The sequence below is a fragment of the Koromonas humicola genome (genome assembly GCF_059726255.1).
Map to the genome: position 1 here is coordinate 802,061 of NZ_AP040873.1, position 18,858 is coordinate 820,918.

The 18,858-nt window shown below is 55.5% G+C and carries 13 protein-coding genes; 12 read left to right on the forward strand and 1 reads right to left on the reverse strand.

The window, feature by feature from the left end; all coding sequences use genetic code 11:
- Window positions 1-18 precede the first annotated feature (18 nt).
- Window positions 19-2,907 (reverse strand): proton-conducting transporter transmembrane domain-containing protein, encoded by a 2,889-nt coding sequence (locus tag AC6IZD_RS03565; RefSeq protein ID WP_497786309.1) that lies wholly within the window; start codon window positions 2,905-2,907, stop codon window positions 19-21.
- 299 nt (window positions 2,908-3,206) lie between these two features.
- Here AC6IZD_RS03565 and AC6IZD_RS03570 point away from each other — a divergent pair, with 299 nt between their 5' ends.
- The 12 genes from AC6IZD_RS03570 to AC6IZD_RS03625 all read left to right on the forward strand — a co-directional run bounded on the left by AC6IZD_RS03570 (window position 3,207) and on the right by AC6IZD_RS03625 (window position 18,664).
- The gene (locus AC6IZD_RS03570; RefSeq protein WP_497786310.1) at window positions 3,207-5,234 is read left to right on the forward strand and encodes a sigma-54-dependent Fis family transcriptional regulator; all 2,028 of its coding nucleotides are present in this window, start codon (window positions 3,207-3,209) and stop codon (window positions 5,232-5,234) included.
- Window positions 5,235-5,614: 380 nt separating this feature from the next.
- Window positions 5,615-6,574 carry a hypothetical protein gene (locus AC6IZD_RS03575; RefSeq protein WP_497786311.1) on the forward strand — a complete coding sequence of 320 codons (960 nt, stop codon included), beginning with the start codon at window positions 5,615-5,617 and terminating at the stop codon, window positions 6,572-6,574.
- Window positions 6,575-6,630: 56 nt separating this feature from the next.
- Window positions 6,631-9,366, forward strand: a complete 2,736-nt coding sequence (locus tag AC6IZD_RS03580) for a molybdopterin-dependent aldehyde oxidoreductase (protein ID WP_497786312.1) — start codon at window positions 6,631-6,633, stop codon at window positions 9,364-9,366.
- A gap of 93 nt (window positions 9,367-9,459) precedes the next feature.
- Window positions 9,460-11,757 (forward strand): pyridine nucleotide-disulfide oxidoreductase/dicluster-binding protein, encoded by a 2,298-nt coding sequence (locus tag AC6IZD_RS03585; protein WP_497787553.1) that lies wholly within the window; start codon window positions 9,460-9,462, stop codon window positions 11,755-11,757.
- A 1-nt stretch (window position 11,758) separates the two neighbouring features.
- A complete protein-coding gene (locus tag AC6IZD_RS03590; RefSeq protein ID WP_497786313.1) occupies window positions 11,759-11,971 on the forward strand; it encodes a DVU_1557 family redox protein in 213 nt (70 codons plus the stop codon).
- On the forward strand, window positions 11,968-12,693 hold the full coding sequence (gene trsM / locus AC6IZD_RS03595; protein WP_497786314.1) for a DVU_1556 family methyltransferase: 726 nt from the start codon (window positions 11,968-11,970) through the stop codon (window positions 12,691-12,693). Before AC6IZD_RS03590 ends, trsM begins: the two co-directional genes overlap by 4 nt.
- A gap of 14 nt (window positions 12,694-12,707) precedes the next feature.
- On the forward strand, window positions 12,708-13,166 hold the full coding sequence (locus tag AC6IZD_RS03600) for a DVU_1555 family C-GCAxxG-C-C protein (protein ID WP_497786315.1): 459 nt from the start codon (window positions 12,708-12,710) through the stop codon (window positions 13,164-13,166).
- 11 nt (window positions 13,167-13,177) lie between these two features.
- Window positions 13,178-14,632, forward strand: coding sequence for a radical SAM (seleno)protein TrsS (gene trsS, locus AC6IZD_RS03605; RefSeq protein ID WP_497786316.1), 1,455 nt, complete (start codon window positions 13,178-13,180; stop codon window positions 14,630-14,632).
- Complete coding sequence (locus tag AC6IZD_RS03610) at window positions 14,629-15,966, forward strand: DVU_1553 family AMP-dependent CoA ligase (RefSeq protein ID WP_497786317.1); 1,338 nt, start codon at window positions 14,629-14,631, stop codon at window positions 15,964-15,966. The genes trsS and AC6IZD_RS03610 overlap by 4 nt, the downstream gene beginning before the upstream one ends.
- A complete protein-coding gene (locus AC6IZD_RS03615) occupies window positions 15,966-16,625 on the forward strand; it encodes a histidine phosphatase family protein (RefSeq protein WP_497786318.1) in 660 nt (219 codons plus the stop codon). Before AC6IZD_RS03610 ends, AC6IZD_RS03615 begins: the two co-directional genes overlap by 1 nt.
- A 13-nt stretch (window positions 16,626-16,638) precedes the next feature.
- Window positions 16,639-17,805 (forward strand): cysteine desulfurase family protein, encoded by a 1,167-nt coding sequence (locus AC6IZD_RS03620; protein ID WP_497786319.1) that lies wholly within the window; start codon window positions 16,639-16,641, stop codon window positions 17,803-17,805.
- A 22-nt stretch (window positions 17,806-17,827) separates the two neighbouring features.
- Window positions 17,828-18,664, forward strand: coding sequence for an XdhC family protein (locus AC6IZD_RS03625; RefSeq protein WP_497786320.1), 837 nt, complete (start codon window positions 17,828-17,830; stop codon window positions 18,662-18,664).
- Window positions 18,665-18,858 lie beyond the last annotated feature (194 nt).

The window sequence follows — 18,858 nt, forward strand, 5'->3', positions numbered from 1 at the left end:
CCAGCTTCTTCCAGAGATTCATCGCACACCCCCAAGAACGTTCTGCATCAGACCAGGCCAAGCACCACATGCGAGTATGACCGCAACGAGCAGAACAATCGTCAGCTTCACCATCACGGGTTCACGACCTGGTTGTGTTCCCTCAGGAACTTCGCCCCACCAGACGCGTGTAAGCGCCAGGATGTAGGCGATGAGAGCCAATGCGGAAGCAACCGCGAACGTAGTCAGTGTCCACGGGTTGAAATGAGCGGCCGTTGCATACAATCTCCAACGGCCCAAGTAGCCCATAGTTGGAGGGACACCGAGAACGGCCAGCATGCCGAAAACAAACCCGAAGCCGCTGACGGGGAAGCGAGAGGCGAGCCCTTGGGCGTCGGCAGTTAGTGCACCTTCAGCTTCCGGAGTGCTGAGCGAAATAAAGAGCAGCGCCTTGGCTATCGAATGGGCTGCCGCACCCAGCAAGGCGCCGCTCGCTCCTAATGCATCGGCGGAGGTCAAGCCGAGCATGAGGAAACCTATGTCTTCCACGGTCGAGAGCACGAGAATGCGTTTCAACTCGCGCTGCAACACCATTAGCAAGCCGCTGAGCAGCGCGGAGGCTGCAGCAATGCCGAGCCACAATCCCGTCGGAGTTGCCATCCAGGGCATCAGCTCAATGTGAGCTAATAACTCGGTGAACGCAGCGATATCAACCACGGCGATGATCAGGCCTAATACTGGTGAAGGAAGTTCGTCGGCCAGTTTCAGTAGCCAGATGAAAAGTGGTACCGCGGCGAGCTTCACAAATGCGCTTGTGATTAGCAGAGCTCGTGCGGTGTTCGCATCGCCGCGCGCGAGCAATAGGTCGCTTCCGATTAAGGTCGCAGCAGAGATGACTACGACAGCAAGGTATGTAACCTTGGCAGAAAGTTTTGTCGATGCTTGCCACACGAGCATTAACGCGAGCAGCGCACCTAATTCAAGCAATGCTGTGCGCTGTAAAGCGTTGGGAAGCGAGAGACCCGCTACGGTGGCAACCACTGAGGCTGCGGTTAAAGTGGCAAATCGGCGCCAAGACTTGGTCGCCAGTGTGACCAGCAGGATAGCTACTCCCGACATTGCGCATGCCGCAATCAGCAGATGAGGAATATGCTCTTCGCCAGTATTTGCGGAGGGACTGGCAGCAGGTGCGAAGACTCGGACTGCGGAGAAGACAACGGCGGCAAGCACGACCGTCCACAACGCAGCTTGCTTCTCAAAGAAGGAAACGATGCTTTGCAGTGCAGAGGAAACGGCCTGCAGACCACGCCATACTCCGAGGTAGTACTGGTCCACATTCGAGATGCGGAAGAATCCAGCCCAGTTTTGCGAGAACAGGTAGGAGAAGTCGTGTGCGGGTAAACGTCCCTCGCCGGAAAGAGGTTCGCCGCCCGTGAAGACGCCGGTGCCGCCAGTTTGTACGAGTGCTCCACCGCTTACAGCGGCTTCGCGATTCAGTCCTGCCATGGCATAAATCAATGCGCCGAAGACAACCGACACAACTGCAAGCACCAGGCCCCAGGTGGTGAACCAACTGCCTGCCGTCGCGGTCATGCCGAACCACGAGACCTGAACTCCTGTGCCGAGTCCGAAGGCTTCGAGGATCGGGTTCAGGAAGTAATGCACTGCTAACTGCGGAGCGACGCCGAGGACGATGCTTCCGGTGGCGATGAGGCCGAGGCCGATCTGCATAGAGAGAGGAGCCTCATGCGCCTCCTCGGTGTTCTTCGTCGTTGCGCCGAGGAACACCGAGTCGGTTGCTTTCACGCAGGAGAAAACCGTGCCGAGACTGACTACCCATGCGGCCAGAGCAGGAACAACCCATCCGGCCTGCAATGCCGCAGTGTAGAGAAGCCACTTACTGGCGAATCCGCTCATCAGCGGAATGCCCATCATACTGCCGACGCTGATCATCCACGCAGCAGTGGTGCGAGGCATGCGTCCGGCAACGCCGCCGAGTAGATTCATGTCGCGGGTGCCGGTGGAGTGCTGCACGCTTCCGGCGGAGAGGAAGAGTCCACCTTTGAAGAATCCGTGATTGAGGCAATGCAACAAGCCTGCGGTAATGCCGAGGGGTGTGCCAATGCCAATGCCGGTGATCATGTAGCCGATCTGGCTGACGGTGTGGAATGCCAGCATTCGCTTCAAATCGGTCTGCACCATGGCGTACATGACGCCGATCACCATCGTGATAGTGCCAACCCAGACGATTACCGCGCTCCAGTGAACAGGCAGTGTTCCAAAGCTATAAAGACGCGCCGCAAGATAGACACCAGCCTTCACATAGCAGGCGGCGTGAAGCAGTGCGCTGACCGGAGTTGGTGCGGCCATTGCTTCGGGAATCCATGTATGCAGCGGGAACTGGACGGACTTTGCAATGATTGAAACCAGCGTCAACAGGAACAGGCCACCGGTGAACGAGCGAGCGACGGCAGGGTCAGTCCACAGAACGCTTCCTGTGCGGTGGTAGATAACAATGATGGTGGCAAGAAGACCATAACCCGCAAGGTGGGTCATGAGTAGAACTTTGCGGGCGCCAGCAACTGCTTCCTTATTCTTGTACCAGAAGCCAACGAGCGAGAAAGAGCAGAGTCCTACGACCTCCCAGAAGAGATAAAGAAGGAAAAGATTGGCGCTGAATACGAGTCCGACGAAGCCCCCGACGAAAACCATCATGATTGCGTAAAAGCGGGTGGAGGCAGGGTCCTTAGCCATGTAGCCGATCGAGTACAGCAACACAATGGCTCCAAGCAGTGTTCCCATGAAAGCGAACAGGATGCTAAGAGCATCGACGTGGAGCGTAAGAGATAGCGGTCCATCCCATGGCATCAACGTCAGATCCACGGACCTGCCGCCTGTCACCTGCGGAATGGTGAGAATCACCGCCATCAAAGCCGGCACACAACACAGGGTTGCGAGCACTCCCTTGCCCCGGGAGGGGAGCATGGGGGCCAGCAAGAGCTGTAGCGCGGCTCCTACAAGGAGTGAGCAAGGCGCGAGTACCAACAGCGATGCGGGTGTCATGCCCAAGGAAGAAGCAAGCGAGTGGCCAAATATGGCAATTGGGCTGCAAGATGTAAGTTGAAGCCATGCAAAGGTGAAAAATTTGAAGCCAGCGGACCTGCAGCCGTAGTATGCTTGCTCCGCTTATCTACGTACGGGCTTATCAAATACCAGCGAGATCGTGTATGCCGCAACATCTACTGACGCTCGGGAAGAAAGCCTGGGAACTCTTTCTGAGAGAAGAGATTCTCGACAAAAGGCTTGTGCGGCTTACGGTCGGAGAGTCGTGGCAACGATGTCGCGGCTATCACGTAGATCCCCAACATGCCAATCAGGATGATGTTTCGAGTCACACTCTGGAAGAGCAGTTTTACCAAAAGAAACAACTGATTCGCATTGCCCGCCCGTTCATGGAAGACCTTCACCGTTTCTTTAGCGGATCGGAATTTCAGGTCGTCCTAACAGATGAAAATGGATTGTTGCTTGAAGTAGTTGGAGATCGCGACATAGTCACGCGAACCCGTGAAGTTCACCTTTGCCCCGGAGCCAACTGGAGCGAGCAGGTGATGGGCACGAACGCGATCGGAACTTCGCTGGTGGAACAAGCGCCGGTGCAGATCTACGCTTGGGAACATTTCTGTGAACGAAACCAGTTCCTGACGTGTTCCGCGGCTCCTATCTGCGACCCCGACGGCAACATTATCGGCTGCATAGATATCAGTGGCGATCATCGCGAAGCTAACCCTCACACCATGGCCATGGTGGTCGCTGCAGTAAGGGCCATTGAGTATCAGCTAAGGCTTGAGCAGACGACGCATAAGCTGTACATCGCGTCGCGATTTTCGAGTGCGGTATCACACGGCATTACTGAAGGCCTGATTGCCGTGGACCGCGACGGTATCGTCACGGATATCAACGCGCGCGGTGGAGAGATCTTTGGGGTGAATCCCGCTGTAGTAAAAGGCAGCGCCTTTTCTACGGTTTGCCCCGGAAACTCACCTCTATTGCATGTGTTGAAGGACGGCAGAGAGTACGACAATCAAGAGATTGTGCTCGACCGCATTGGCAAACGCATCCGGAGTTCGGCATCGCCACTTCGGGATGAAAATGGCGGGATCATCGGCGCCGTAGCATTCTTCCAGGAGATTACGGAGCGCGGCATTAAACCAGCAGCTCCAATGGTTTTCAGCCGTCGGCATACGCTCGACGACATTTGCGGTAATAGCCCGGGGATGAAGGTCGCCAAAGAATGGGCCACACTCGCCTCTACCTGTAGTTCGACAGTGCTGATCACAGGCGAAAGCGGCACAGGTAAAGAACTCTTTGCCAACGCGATTCATAATGCGAGTTTGCGGTCACGCGGACCCTTTATAGCAATCAACTGTGCCGCCATTCCAGAGACTCTGATCGAGAGCGAACTCTTCGGCTATGTTGATGGATCGTTTACTGGAGCGAAGAAGGGCGGGCAGGCGGGCAAGTTCGAAATGGCGGGGGGAGGCAGTATCTTCCTCGATGAAATAGGCGAGATGTCGTTGAGTGTGCAGGCGAAACTGTTGCGGGTGCTGCAGCAGAGGACACTTACACGCATTGGGTCTTCAAAAGAAATAGACATCGACATAAGAATCATCGCCGCCACACATCGCGATCTGAATAAGGACGTTGCAGCGGGGAGGTTCCGCGAAGATCTCTTCTATCGCCTGGCCGTGCTGGAAGTGAAAGTTCCACCTCTGCGGGAACGCCCTGAAGATATTCCGGAGCTCGTCAATGCGCTGATCACGAAGATCTCGGTACGGTTGCAGCGCCCCCTGGCCGCGGTTGATCCTGAGTGCATGCGGCGCCTCTGCGCCCATAGCTGGCCGGGCAACGTGAGAGCGTTGGAAAACGTACTTGAGCGCGCGCTCGTGTGCATGGGGCATTCGCACATTTTGAAGCCCGAACATCTGTGGCTGCCTACTGAGATTCTCGCGCCTGTGGTTGATGCGGAAGTTGTTTCACCTCCGCATCGCGCGGAGCACGACGTGTCAAAGGTTCGCTCTCTGCGCGACGTCGAGCGTGATGCCATTGCCGAGGCTCTGAGTGCCTGTTGCGGCAACATCAAAAAAGCAGCTTTCCGGTTGGGGATCGCTCGCAACACCCTCTATCGCAAGATGGAGGATTATGGTCTGCTGGTCGAGGCTGAACGTCACAGCCGTCATAATTCCGACACGGTCTAGTTCCTCTCTACATTGCATGTTCCAGTAATGAACACAATCTTGTGTTCATTCTTGGAGCACTGACTCATCCTTGATATCCCACGCGAACGACTCGCAACACTCTTCCGACATGGCTTTCAGCTCTGAATGTCATTCGCGGTACCGCAGGGTACGTCTTTAACTCCAATTGCGAACATTAAGCGGATGGAAAGCGTCCGATCGCGCTGGGCCATGATGACGTGGCGCAAATAAGGTTCGGTGGCAGCGCGATTGCAGGACTGCAATTAACAGGAGTTATCACGAGGAACCGGGAGCTTGCCATTTGCGGTCTGAGTGGATGAGCTCTGACCTCTTCTGAGCAGTGTTCCCGAAGGGGACGGCTTCCATTCGGAGGAACAGAAATGATCCTTGTTGATGTCTTGAAGAACCGGAAGACTATGCAGACTTTTTGGCACTGCCTCACAGCTCTAGTCGGAATGGTAGTCATCTGCAGTCTCTCGGTCCCTGCCCACGCACAGGCTTTGGGGTGGGAAGGTGAAACCGGAGTTTTTGTCACTCCGTTGGCGTACACAGCCTCCGCTGAGGGACAGAAGTTCCATCCTGTGGTGGCATACCACTATTTCAATGCTGGCCCTGTCATTGGCGATTTCCACGAGACGTCGATCGAAATGGGAGTCGGAAAGCGTATGGAGTTTGGTTACACGCATGAATTCCACGTTTTCGGCAATGATCCACAAGGCGTGAGTTATCTGTGGCAAAACGGCTTTGATATTTTCAACGGCAAAGTCAACGTGCTCCCCGAGAATTACAAGAAACAGAAATGGGTTCCGGCGCTCTCGGTCGGCTTCATGGCGCGCACCGGCGACCGTAACGTTGGCAACTATGTTGACGATCTTGTCGCAAACAATAACAAGATCAATGGAAAGAGCAACGGCGACATTTACCTGGTGGCCAGCAAGGTAGTTCCTGTCAAGAACGCAGGGAAGTTCAGCGCTATGGTGCTGAGCACTGGCGTGCGTGGCACGAACGCCGAACTGTGGGGCATGGGGGGCAATGCTCCGGATTGGCAGGCACGCGCGTTTGGCGCAGTGGCACTCGTATTCAAAGGTCCAGATAAGAGCACGATCATTTTTGGCTCCGAAGCAGCGCAGCAACCGCACCACCCGAAAGATTTTCCAACTCTGAACATTCCAACAACGCTTACCTATTGCATGCGCGTAGTGCCCACCTCGAAATACAAACTGAATTTCGATTTTGGTATTGCACAGATCGCAGGCAGGGTGATGGCCACAGGGCCGAACACCTATCTTGATCTGAAAGCGCGGCATCAGGCCGGATTCCAGGTTTCGTACGGCTTCTAGTCAGAGGCAACAGGCTGCCGAACTTGGCGGCCGAGTGAAAGGACAAGGCGAACCACATGGAGAGAAGAATTCTAAACGTGAACGGTGTTGATCGCCCCGTGATCATTGATCCGGAAAAGAGCCTGGCTGACGTGCTCCGTCAGCAGCTTCTGCTCACCGGATGCAAGCTGTGCTGCAGTGAAGGTCAGTGTGGGACCTGCACTGTGATCATAGACGGTCAGCCAACTCGTGCCTGCATGGTGATGATGGAAGATCTGGAACCCGATGCCAAGATCACGACGATTGAAGGCATTGGCACCCCGGAGAATCTGCATCCACTGCAGGTGGCCTGGATGGCACATGGAGCGGCACAGTGCGGCGTCTGTACGCCGGGCTTCCTGATGTCCGCGAAAGTGCTGCTCGAGAAGAACAACAATCCTACCCGCGATGAAGTGCGCGACTGGTTCGAAGCGAACAAGAACGCCTGCCGTTGCACGGGATACAAGCCGCTGGTGGATTCCGTGATGGATGCTGCAGCGGTGTTACGTGGCGAGAAGAAGAAGGAAGATCTTCTGTTTGAACCACCAGACAACGGATCGATTCTTGGCTCGACCTATCATCGTCCATCGGCTGTGGCTAAGGTCACGGGCCAGTGGGATTTTGGTGACGATGTAGCGCTGCATATGCCTCCTGACACATTGCGGCTGGCTCTGGTGCAGTCACAGGTCTCACATGCCAACATCAAGAGCATCGACACAAGCGAAGCCGAGAAGATGCCGGGCGTCGTGAAGGTCGTTACCTGGAAGGATGTGAAGGGCAAGAATGCAATCACCGGACTCATCACCTTCCCGACGAACAAGGGCGATGGGTGGGATCGTCCGATCCTTTGCAAGGACAAAGTATTCCAGTACGGCGACGCTATCGCCATTGTCTGCGCCGACACAGTAGAGCATGCTCGTGCCGCCGCAGATGCAGTGAAGGTCGATCTGGAAGTCCTGCCGGCTTATATGAGCGGTCCCGCTGCAATGGCTCCCGATGCGCTTCAGATCCACCCCGGCGTTCCGAATGTGTATTTCGAGCAGGGCGTGAAGAAGGGCGAGGAAACTGGCCCGATCATGGAGAAGGCGGCATACACGGTTGAGGCAGAAACTTACTGCAGCCGTCAGCCGCATCTGCATCTTGAACCGGATTGCGGACAGGCCTATCTCGATGATGAGGGCCGCCTGACCATTCAGTCCAAGAGCATCGGTCTGCATCTGCACCATGCCATGATTTGCCCGGGCATCGGCATCGAACCTGAGAAGCTCCGCCTCATCCAGAATGGCACTGGCGGAACATTCGGATACAAGTTCAGCCCGACGATGGAAGCACTGCTTGGCGTGGCGTGCCTCGCAACGCAGCGTCCGGTTTCTCTCACGTACACTCAGTACCAGAACTTGACTTACACGGGTAAGCGTTCGCCAGCCGAAATCAAGATCAAACTTGGTGCCGACAAGGATGGCAAACTGCTCGCGATGGAAACCGACTGGTGGCTCGATCACGGCCCGTATTCCGAATTTGGCGATCTCGTCACAGTACGCCAAGGTCAATTTACTGGCGCTGGTTACGACATCCCCAATATTCGCGGTCTAGGTAGAACCGTGTGCACGAACCATGCATGGGGTTCCGCATTCCGTGCGTTTGGTTCTCCGCAGGCGTTTCTGGCGTCGGAAATCGCCATGGACATGCTTGCCGAGAAGATGGGCATCGATCCTTTCGACCTTCGCGTGAAGAACATCAATCGCCTCGGCTCAACGTTCCCGACCGGGCAGGAACTCGATGTTTACTGCCTTGAGGGACTATTCAAGCTGTTGCGTCCGAAATACGAAGAGGCAAAAAAACGCTGCAAGGCTCTTTCTACGGCGAAGAGACCGCGCGGTGTTGGCTTATCGCTTGGCCTCTATGGATGCGGACTCGACGGCCCGGATGGTTCGGAAGCTGCAATCGAGCTGACTCCGACGGGTGTGACGGTGTATGACAGCTGGCAGGATCATGGCCAGGGCTCCGACCTTGCGGCTCTCACTCTGACGCATGAAGTCCTTCGTCCCACCGGCTTGAAACCTGAACAGATCAAGCTGAGGATGAATGACACTCTGCTACCCAATAGCGGACCTTCCGGTGGAAGCCGCTCAACAGTGTTCACCGGCAATGCCACAAAGATCGCCGCAGAGATGCTGATGAATGCCATGCGCAAGCCGGATGGCAGCTATCGTACCTACGACGAAATGGTGGCTGAGAATATCCCTGTGCGCTATGACGGAAAGTGGGTGGCTAGCGATTGTACCGCTTGCGATCCGGATACCTGCCAGGGCAAGCCATTCCCGGTCTACATGTATGAACTGTTCATGCCGGAAGTGGAAATCGATGTTGAATCCGGCAAGGTGCAGGTCGTGAAGTTCACGACGGCCGTGGACGTGGGCACCATCGTCAACCGCGCAACGGTCGAAGGACAGATCTACGGCGGACTGGCGCAGGGCATCGGACTGGCTCTGACCGAAGACTTCGAGGACCTGAAGTATCACATCTCCTTAAGGAATTGCGGACTGCCTTACATCAAGGACGTGCCGGACGATATCGAGATCCTGTTCCAGGAAACTCCGCGTCCGCTCGGGCCATTTGGTGCAGCTGGTGTCGGTGAAGCTCCGTTGACTGCTCCCCACCCAGCGATTCTGAACGCAATTCACAATGCTTGCGGCATTCGCATTACTCGCGTGCCAGCACTGGCGAAGGTCGTGAAGGAAGCCCTCGATGCAAAACATGCAGTACTAGCTTAGTTGGCGTCACCGGGACGGCTGAAAAAGTATCCAGCCGTCCCAGCTTTTCAGATGTAATGTGTTGTGGTATTTGTGATCGGAACCGGGGGCGTTATGGAAGGGGAGCGCGTCAGGCAATGGGAAGCGCAATGTATCGAAGAGCAACCACCAGCGTGCACGGCGGCATGCCCAGTCCATGTGGATTCGCGAAAACTGGCGCAAAGCATCCGAACCGGTAACTTCTCAGCAGCTCTCAAGGTATTTACCAGCACTATTTCTCTACCTCGAATTATCTCCCGAATTTGTGATCATCCGTGTGAGCGGGCCTGCCGACGCAACGAAGCTGGCGATGCATTGAACATCTCTGCACTCGAGCGAGCCGCGATTGAGTATGGCGGCACAATTGCCAAGCCAAGGAAGTACGGTACCCGCCAACAGAGTGTTGCAATCGTTGGTGCAGGTATTAGCGGGGTTGTTGCAGCCATCGATTTGCTGGTGAGGGGATACCTAGTTCATATCTTCGAGGCCGAAGAGCAATTGTTGCCGCGCTTGCGCCATAGTGACTGGAATGTTCCTGCGGAGGACATCGAGGCTGATCTCTCGGTCTTCGCGGTGCTTGGGGCGGCGTTACACACCGGGCAAACTGTTTCAAGCGATGATCATGAGAATAGCTTGACAGACCTGCTTGCCAGGTTTGACGCGGTCTATCTCGCAACGGGTGACGCAAGTGAGCTAAGTAGGTCATTGCGTCCGAGTCTGACTATCGATCCTGTTACGTACGCCGCGGGCGTGGTCAAGCTCTTCGCAGGAGGATCGCTGAGAGCTAACACCCAAGAGTACTCGCCCATAATTTCTTCCCAAGACGGTCGATATGCGGCGCTATCGATTGATCGAATGTTGCAGGGCGCATCGCTCACTGCAAGCCGCGAATCGCAGGGATCGCAGAAGTCTCGACTGTATACAAACACGGCTGACTTTGCTCCGAGTACACAGGTCATTGCTGCGGCGGAGGATCGGAGATACACCCGCGAAGAAGCGCAGCGTGAAGCCGACCGCTGCTTCCCGTGTTCATGCATGGAGTGCGTTAAAGCTTGCGAATATCTCAAGCAGTACGGTTCATATCCGAAGCGCTATGTTCGCGAGATCTATAACAACTTGACCATTGTGATGGGTGTTCGCAACCTGAACCGAATGATCAACTCCTGCTCTCTTTGTGGGCTATGCGCGGAAGTGTGCCCTGAAGAGATGAATATGGCAGACGTCTGTATCGACGCGCGGCAGAGCATGGTTGCGACAAAGAAAATGCCTGTCTCCGCACATGAGTTTGCATTGCGCGACATGGCCTTCAGCACCGGCGAGCAGTTCGCTGTTGCGAAGCATCAGCCCGGGTTTGACAGCAGCGCTGCGCTGTTCTTCCCAGGGTGTCAGTTGGCGGCATCGTCTCCAGAGCACGTGCAATCCTGCTACGAGTTTCTATGCGAGAGCCACGAGGGCGGCGTGGGATTGGTGTTGAACTGCTGCGGTGCTCCGGCACGCTGGGCAGGGCAGAACGATCTGTTTGAGCAGAGCCAGAATGTGCTGAAAGATATTTGGCAGAAGATGGGAAGACCTAAGATCATCACTGCATGCTCGTCCTGCTTCCGCACACTGAAGGAGAGCCTGCCGGAAATCGAAGTAGAGTCGCTGTGGCCTCATCTGAACAATGATGCGGCACTCGGTACAATTCCACATTTGCCAGGACGTGAGTTCGCGATTCATGATCCCTGTGCGACGCGAGGCGTAGCTGAAGTAGAAGGTTCCGTGCGCGAGATCCTGCGCCACATTGGAGTGAAGAGTTCGGAACTAAACGAGCGAGGTCAAACGACTTGCTGCGGATATGGAGGACTGGCACGATTTGCGAATCCGGAACTCATCGATAGAACGATGAAGCGTCGAGCGCAGCAGAGTGACGCCGATTACATTACGTACTGTGCCATGTGTCGCGACAGTTTCGCACGCCAGGGAAAGCGCGCAGTTCATGTTCTCGACCTTGTGTTCGGGTCTGAAGGCAATGATCCGGCTGCGCGTCCAGATCCGGGATTCTCAGCCCGTCAAGATAATCGATCGAAGCTAAAACGGCATCTCCTGAAAGAACTCTGGGGAGAAGGTGGAAATCGAGAACGATCTATGTTGCCACTGAAGATTTCTGATGAAGTACGCCAGACGATGGAGCAGCGCATGATTCTCGACGCGGATGTTTCCGACACCGTGCAGCATGCGGAAAGCTCAGGCGAGAAGTTTCGCATACCCGAGAGCGGACACTGGCTTGCTACGTATCGCTCGGGATGTGTGACGTACTGGGTGGAGTACACGCACGACGAAGACGGGTTCAGTATTCATAACACCTACTCCCACCGTATGCAGGTGCGCTGAAATGAACAAGGAACCTGATCGTGGCAATGAGAGTCCGCTGATTTGTTGCAAGTGTGATAAGGCGTTCGAGAGGTGCAAGGTGACAGCTTCGTATCTCGGAAGCGAATTTCCGATTGAACTATGGAAGTGTCCCGGGTGCGGTGTGGTGTACGTGCCGGAATCACTGGCGACAGGCAAGATGCTCCGGGTAGAGCAGGCGTTGGAGGATAAGTGAGTTCTAGGGCCATGTTGCGGAATTCCGGAGCGTACTCCACCGGGCGCACGTCGGCGAGTGCTCGGATATCCCATCCTGGGGGAATCGATCTGACGCTTCGAACTCTGGAACTTGCCGGACTTCGCTATGGTTCGCGCGTGCTGGATGTGGGATGCGGGGCAGGCGACACAGTTGTGTTGCTGAGAGCACACGGATTCCACGGATACGGTGTGGATAGCAACTTCGTGTGTGATGATGACGTCGCGGCGCTTTACTGCAAGGAAGGAGATGCCGAACACCTGGACTTTGTCAGCGGGGCGTTCGACGCTGTACTGCTGGAATGCACCCTGTCGTTAATGCAGGCGCCGAGGCGCGCTCTGGGCGAGTGTGCGCGTGTGATTGGCAGAGGCGGCAAGCTGATGATTTCTGATTTGTACGCGCGTAATCCTTCCGGCGTTGAGCAATTACGCAGCTTAGGCCATACCTGCATCGCAGGAATGTTTATTCGGACGGACCTGGAGTCGTGGTTGAAGGATTGTGGGTTTGCCGTCACCTGCATTGAAGACCATTCGAAGGAATTACGGGAGACTGTTGCACGGTACATTCTCGAGCACGATTCACTGACGGGGCTTTGGGGATCTAGCGACGTGTGCGAGTGCGAACAGATTTCAGATGCAATGCGGCAGGCGCGTGCGGGATACTTCATCCTCACCGCGGCGAAAACAGAAGGGCAGTGCAGCTAGGAGGGAAGAAGACCATGAGTGACGAAGGCTTTCGAATCATGGAACTGGGGCTGCAAGGATACAAGTGCAGCCAGATCCTTACGCTGATGGCGCTGGAAGCGCAGCAACATGGGAACCCAGAGCTGGTTCGCGCGATGACCGGATTGCTGTCAGGCCTTGGAACTGGAAAGCTGTGTGGCGCACTGACTGGCGGATGCTGTGTGCTGGGAATGTACGCAGGGAAAGGATTGGCCGAGGCGAATGCAGATCCTCGATTGCAAACCATGCTCGAAAGATATGTTGAGTGGTTCGAGGTGGAGTACTCAGCGCGTTTTGGTGGGATCAACTGCTCGGAAATTGTGAAGGACGATCAACGACTGCGGCTCACGGTATGCCCGGGAATTGTCGTGGAGTGTCTTGAGAAGATACGGGAGCTTCTCGCTGAAAACGATTACGACTTCAGCGTGGATCCACAAACTACACACGGTGTTTAGGTGAAAGCTGTATGGGCACAAACCAGAGCCACGGAGCGCAGTTAACAGACATCTCGAATTCGGCGAGTGAGGTGCTGGCGGTTACCGAGAGCGTTTGCCCCGTGTGCCTGAGTCGCGTGGATGCTGAGCGGGTTCGGATTGGTGATGACATCTACCTCAGAAAGACCTGTCCAGAGCACGGCAAATTTCAGACGATACTCTGGCGCGGAGTCCAACTCTACGCAGAATGGGCGAAGAAGCGTTACATGCCATCTCACCCGTTATCACCTTCAGGCGGAGTAGAGAAAGGCTGCCCTTTCGACTGCGGACTCTGCACGGAACATCGACAACATACATGCTGCGTCGTGCTGGAGGTTACCGAGCGTTGCAATCTGCAATGTCCTGTCTGCTTCGCGAATGCAGGGAAGGCTACAAAGCACGATCCGACACTCAGCGAGATTGACGCATGGTGCAAGTCTCTGCTCGAACTTGGCGGTCCATACAACATTCAGCTTTCAGGCGGCGAACCTACAGTTCGCGATGATCTTCCCGAGATAATTCAACTGGTACAGTCACGAGGATTCAGCTTTCAGCAATTGAATACGAACGGTCTGCGACTCGCGTCGCAAGATGGATATGCGCAGCGGTTGAAAGCCTCAGGACTCGGGTGCGTGTTTTTGCAGTTTGATGGACTGACTGACGATGTGTATTGGAAGACACGCCGTCGTCCGCTACTGGATGTGAAGTCGAAAGCAATTCGCAATTGCGCCGAGGCGGAACTGGGCGTTGTACTGGTGCCGACTCTTGTCCCAGGGGTGAACACTGACCAGATCGGCGCGATCCTGCATTTCGCACTCGAAAACTCTCCAGTCGTGCGAGCAGTACACTTTCAGCCCATCAGCTACTTTGGCCGGTATCCCGAGCCTGCCGGGGATGTCGCTCGGATTACGCTGCCTGAAGTGATGCAATCAATAGAGGCGCAGACCGGCGGAGTGTTCCGCGTACAGAATTTCTATCCAGCATCAGGCGAAAACGCATTCTGCGAATTCCATGGAAAGTTTTGGATTGGCGACGACGGCAGTGTCGAACCGGCACCCCGGCCCGCAACTTCTTGCTGCGCACCTCCCGTAGACGGTGGGTTGATTCAACTGGGCGCGATCAGCTGTGGTAATGGCGAGGGCGCGCGTGCAGCACGCAAATTCGTTGCTCAGCACTGGTCATTTCCTTCCTTATCGGTTGCAGCGCATGAAGATGAAGGGCTCGATCTCAGCAGTCTGGACACCTTTCTCGCCCAACACGCGAACTCGTTCTGCATCTCTGGAATGGCGTTTCAGGATGCTTGGAATCTTGATCTGAACCGTTTGCGTGAATGCTTCCTACATGTGTATTCCCCAGATAACAGGTTGGTTCCGCTGTGCGCCTACAACCTCTCGTCAACGCTGGGTGAAACAATCTACCGCCGCATGGGCGCGAGAGGTGATGAATGACACTCGCGACGCGGATTGTGCCTCTTACTCCTCTTCACTCGTGGATCGCCGCGCGAATTGGAGTGCGTGGCCAGGAATTGACGCGCGAGGCAATCAGCGAGTTTCAGATGGAGCGACTGAGTGAAAGTATTCGCTGGGCGCAGGAGCGAAGTCCGTTCTATGCAGAGCATCTGCGAAGGGTGGATGCGGGCCGCATTCGCTCCATGGATGACGTGCAACAAGTGCCTCTCACGTCGCCGGCGGATCTAGCTCGGAATTCGGCACAATTCCTTTGCGTGTCGCAGAGTGAAGTCAGCCGCGTTGTGACGCTTGCAACGAGCGGAACAAGCAGTGTTCCGAAGAGGGCGTTCTTTACTTCCGAGGACCAGGAAAGTTCTCTAGATTTCTTTGCACATGGCGTTTCCACGCTGACCTCGCCAGGAGATCGAATGTTGATTGCTCTTCCCGCCGAACGTCACGGTGGAGTCGGGCAGTTATTGGCTGCGGGCATTGAGCGCTTCGGTGTCGATGCGATTCCATACGGACTCATTGCGGATGCGGATGACGCTTTGGAAACGATGGAGCGCGAGCACGCGACGAGTATCATCGGGTTTCCTGTTCAGTTGTTGTGCTTGGAATCAATGACAGGTCAGCTGGCCGACAGGGTCTTCGCGCGCCTGACAAGCATTGTTCTCTGCAGCGATTATGTTTCGCCAACCGTTGTAAAAAGATTAGCCCGCCGTGCACCGAATGCCGAAGTCTTCCAGCACTATGGAATGACGGAAACCGGATTGGGCGGTGGCGTGGATTGCCGCGCGCATGAAGGTTACCACTTGCGTGAAGCGGACTTCCTTTTCGAGGTCGTTGATCCAATGACGGGCAAGCACGTTGCGGATGGAGAGTGTGGGGAGATAGTGATCTCCACCCTAACGCGGAAGGCGATGCCTCTGATCCGCTACCGCACGGGAGACAGTTCCTGGTTTTCTGCGAACCGTTGCAAATGTGGAACCTGCCTACGAACTTTGTACTACGTTGGTCCGCGAACGGACGGCGCGATTTGGGTCGGTTCCGGACACATCACGATGCCAGAACTTGACGATGTGTTATTCGCGCTGCCGGAGGTTCTGAATTTCGATTGCACGATTGTCCCCGGAGAGATTGCGGTAATGAGCGTGCGTCTTTATTTCTCGGGGACGGTGAGCAAGGGTGTGGAAGAGCAAGCTCGTGAGCAACTGGTACGAATTCCGGCCATAAATACGGCAGTCAAGAGTGGACGATTGCAGTTGCAGATCAGTGGTTCGAGCGATCTGCCTGTGTTTACCGGGGCGAAGCGGCGCATCGAGGTGGGTGGGTGATGAAGAGAACTTTCCTTTATCTCGTGCGGCATGGGGCCATCATCAACGTGAATGGGAAGCGGTACATAGGCCAGACCGAGGCTCCGTTGAGCGAGCATGGAATTGAGCAGGCGTGGGCTCTGCGCGACTATTTGGAGCACGTCGACTTTACTCAGGCCTGGTGCAGTGATCTTACTCGCTCGCAGCGTACGGCGAAGATCATTCTTGGCGGAAGACAACTGCTTCTCAATGTGTGCCCGCAATTTCGCGAGATTAGTCTTGGAGTTTGGGACGGGTTCAGCTTTTGCGAAATTGCAGAGAAGTTCCCAGACGAGTTCGCGGCGCGCGGTGCGGATATCGAGAACTGGCGTCCGCCGGACGGCGAGAGTTTTTCCGATTGCCGTAAGCGAGTGATGTCGGAGCTCAACAAGTTGCTTCAGATCTCGGAAGGCAATGTGCTGTTAGTAGGTCACGCGGGGGTGAATCGCATGATCCTGTGCGAAGCGCTTGGGCTGTCCACGGCAAACCTCATGAGCATCGGGCAGGATTATGGATGCTTGAACATTGTTGAGTTTGGTCGCGAACGCCGCCGAGTTCAATTGCTGAACTACGCTCCAGCGGTTATGGCGCGAATGGCGGATGCTCCGAGGTCCGAGAGTGGAGCGGCAAGATCGAAGTAAGGAGGGTTGGCCGATGATTTATCTCGATAACAACGGAACGACGCCGCTACTGCCGGAAGTTCTCGATGCGATGCTTCCTTACTTTATTGAGAGGTTTGGGAACGCGTCCTCCATGCATGCTTTTGGTCGTCGTGCGCTCGAAGCAGTGAAGCAGGCACGGACCTCGGTTGCGAAGTTTCTTAACTGCCGAACAACAGAGCTCATCTTCACCAGTGGTGGAACGGAAGGAGACAACACGGCGTTGCTCGGCATGCTTTCGCCGGGCGATCATGTTGTCACCTCGGCCATCGAGCATAGCGCGATCCTACAAACCTGCCTTCATCTCAAGCACATCGGATGCGATTACACGGCAGTCAATGTGAATCACCAGGGGCAGGTCGAACCGGATGAAGTTCGCAAAGCCCTCAGGCCGAATACCAAGCTGATCTCCATCATGGCAGCGAATAATGAAACCGGCGTGCTGCAACCAATCGAGGAGATTGGTCGGGTCGCGCGCGAGGCAGACATTTGGTTTCATACGGACGCCGTACAAGCAGCGGGCAAGGTACCGTTGGATGTTGAGCGAATTGGATGCGATCTGCTTACGATCACCGCGCACAAGATGCATGGGCCTCAAGGGACTGGAGCTTTGTACGTGCGCCGCGGAGTGCCGCTTCGTCCTCTGTTGCACGGTGGCCATCAGGAGACAGGAAGGCGTCCGGGGACCGAGAACATTCCTGGGATTGTGGGGCTCGGGTGCGCGTGCGAGATCGCAATGCGCGGATTGCAGGATGGTTCCATCGAACGCATACGCGCATGGCGCGACAGGTTGGAAGGTGCCGTGCTTAGTCACATCCCGGAGACAGGGATCAATGGCAATAAAGGTCCACGGGTTGCGAACACCTCAAATATCTATTTCGACCACGTTGCGGGTGACGCTTTGGTGCTTGGGCTGGACGAACTTGGAATCGCGGTATCGCGAGGCGCGGCATGCAATGCAGGTGAAGCCGAGCCTTCAAGCATTCTGATGGCCATGGGTTTGAGTGGTGAACGCTCGCGCTCGAGTGTTCGCTTCAGTCTTGGAAAAGCCAATACTGAGCAGGATATCGAAAGGCTTATTGAGGTGTTGCCGGAAGTGGTCCAACGTTTGCGACAGCGTAGTTGGTTTGCCGAACCTAGCCGAGTTGTTACAACACACTAGGCTGGAAGGGAAGCAGTCGGTCATGGATATCTACCAGGAGATTTGCAATCTGCAACGCCAGGGACGGCGCTGTGCGTTGGCAACGATCATCAACGTACGGGGCTCGATTCCATCTGTAAGGGCGGCAAAGATGCTGATCCGCGACGATGGATCCATCGTGGGGACCATCGGCGGCGGATGCGTCGAGAACGACGTTCGCAAGGGGGCGATGGAGGTTATGAAAGAGGAGAAGCCGAATACCTATGAATTTAACCTCAATCAGAATCCGGATGATGACAGTGGGTTGGTCTGTGGCGGATCGTTGCAGGTGTTCGTGGAGCCAGTGGTTCCGGCACCTCTGCTGTACATATTCGGCGCGGGCCATGTTGGTCTGAACATCTATAAAGTTGCATTGCTGGCCGGTTTCCAGCCAACGATCATCGACGATCGTGAAATCTATGCCAACCGCGAGCGCTTTCCAGAGGCACTCGACGTGTATGCGGGCGATATGCAACGGGTGATGGCGCAACTCGATCCGCCGGACACTTCCTACATCGCCATTGTGACGCGAGGGCATCGTCACGATCTCACGGTACTGCGCTGGGCGTTAGAGACAAAGGCCCGCTACATCGGAATGATCGGTTCTGGGCGGAAGGTATTGACGCTGTATCAGCAACTTGAAAGGGAAGGCTTTTCGCCCGAGGCTTTTGAGAAGGTGTTTGCGCCTATCGGATTGGAACTTGGCGCGGTCACTCCGGAGGAGATCGCAATTTCCGTGGTCGCGGAATTGATTGCAATCCGCAGACATTCGAATTCGCAACTGCCGCACTCCAGAAATCGAGTTCGCAAGAATTTGCATTGCGAGTCGGCCGGGGTCTAGAAAACTCAGGACATCTGTGTGCGCGGCGGTGTATCGGAGTTCGAAAAATGTGCAACGTTCAGGAATGGAGCACCGAAGTGCTCAATTTTTGAACACCTGCCGTGGGCCGGCGAGCATGCGGAATTTGATTCGCAAGCGTTGACGCGGCAAACTCTAGAGAAGCGATTCATTTTGCAGCGGCACGTGAATTGCAG

Excerpts from the sequence above, each read along its gene's own strand:
- AC6IZD_RS03590 (WP_497786313.1), top strand. The coding sequence starts at position 11,759 with ATGAACAAGGAACCTGATCGTGGCAATGAGAGTCCGCTGATTTGTTGC.
- AC6IZD_RS03615 (WP_497786318.1), top strand. The coding sequence starts at position 15,966 with ATGAAGAGAACTTTCCTTTATCTCGTGCGGCATGGGGCCATCATCAAC.
- trsS (WP_497786316.1), top strand. The coding sequence starts at position 13,178 with ATGGGCACAAACCAGAGCCACGGAGCGCAGTTAACAGACATCTCGAAT.
- AC6IZD_RS03600 (WP_497786315.1), top strand. The coding sequence starts at position 12,708 with ATGAGTGACGAAGGCTTTCGAATCATGGAACTGGGGCTGCAAGGATAC.
- AC6IZD_RS03580 (WP_497786312.1), top strand. The coding sequence starts at position 6,631 with ATGGAGAGAAGAATTCTAAACGTGAACGGTGTTGATCGCCCCGTGATC.
- AC6IZD_RS03610 (WP_497786317.1), top strand. The coding sequence starts at position 14,629 with ATGACACTCGCGACGCGGATTGTGCCTCTTACTCCTCTTCACTCGTGG.
- AC6IZD_RS03570 (WP_497786310.1), top strand. The coding sequence starts at position 3,207 with ATGCCGCAACATCTACTGACGCTCGGGAAGAAAGCCTGGGAACTCTTT.
- AC6IZD_RS03565 (WP_497786309.1), bottom strand. The coding sequence starts at position 2,907 with ATGGCGGTGATTCTCACCATTCCGCAGGTGACAGGCGGCAGGTCCGTG.
- AC6IZD_RS03625 (WP_497786320.1), top strand. The coding sequence starts at position 17,828 with ATGGATATCTACCAGGAGATTTGCAATCTGCAACGCCAGGGACGGCGC.
- AC6IZD_RS03620 (WP_497786319.1), top strand. The coding sequence starts at position 16,639 with ATGATTTATCTCGATAACAACGGAACGACGCCGCTACTGCCGGAAGTT.
- AC6IZD_RS03585 (WP_497787553.1), top strand. The coding sequence starts at position 9,460 with ATGGAAGGGGAGCGCGTCAGGCAATGGGAAGCGCAATGTATCGAAGAG.
- AC6IZD_RS03575 (WP_497786311.1), top strand. The coding sequence starts at position 5,615 with ATGATCCTTGTTGATGTCTTGAAGAACCGGAAGACTATGCAGACTTTT.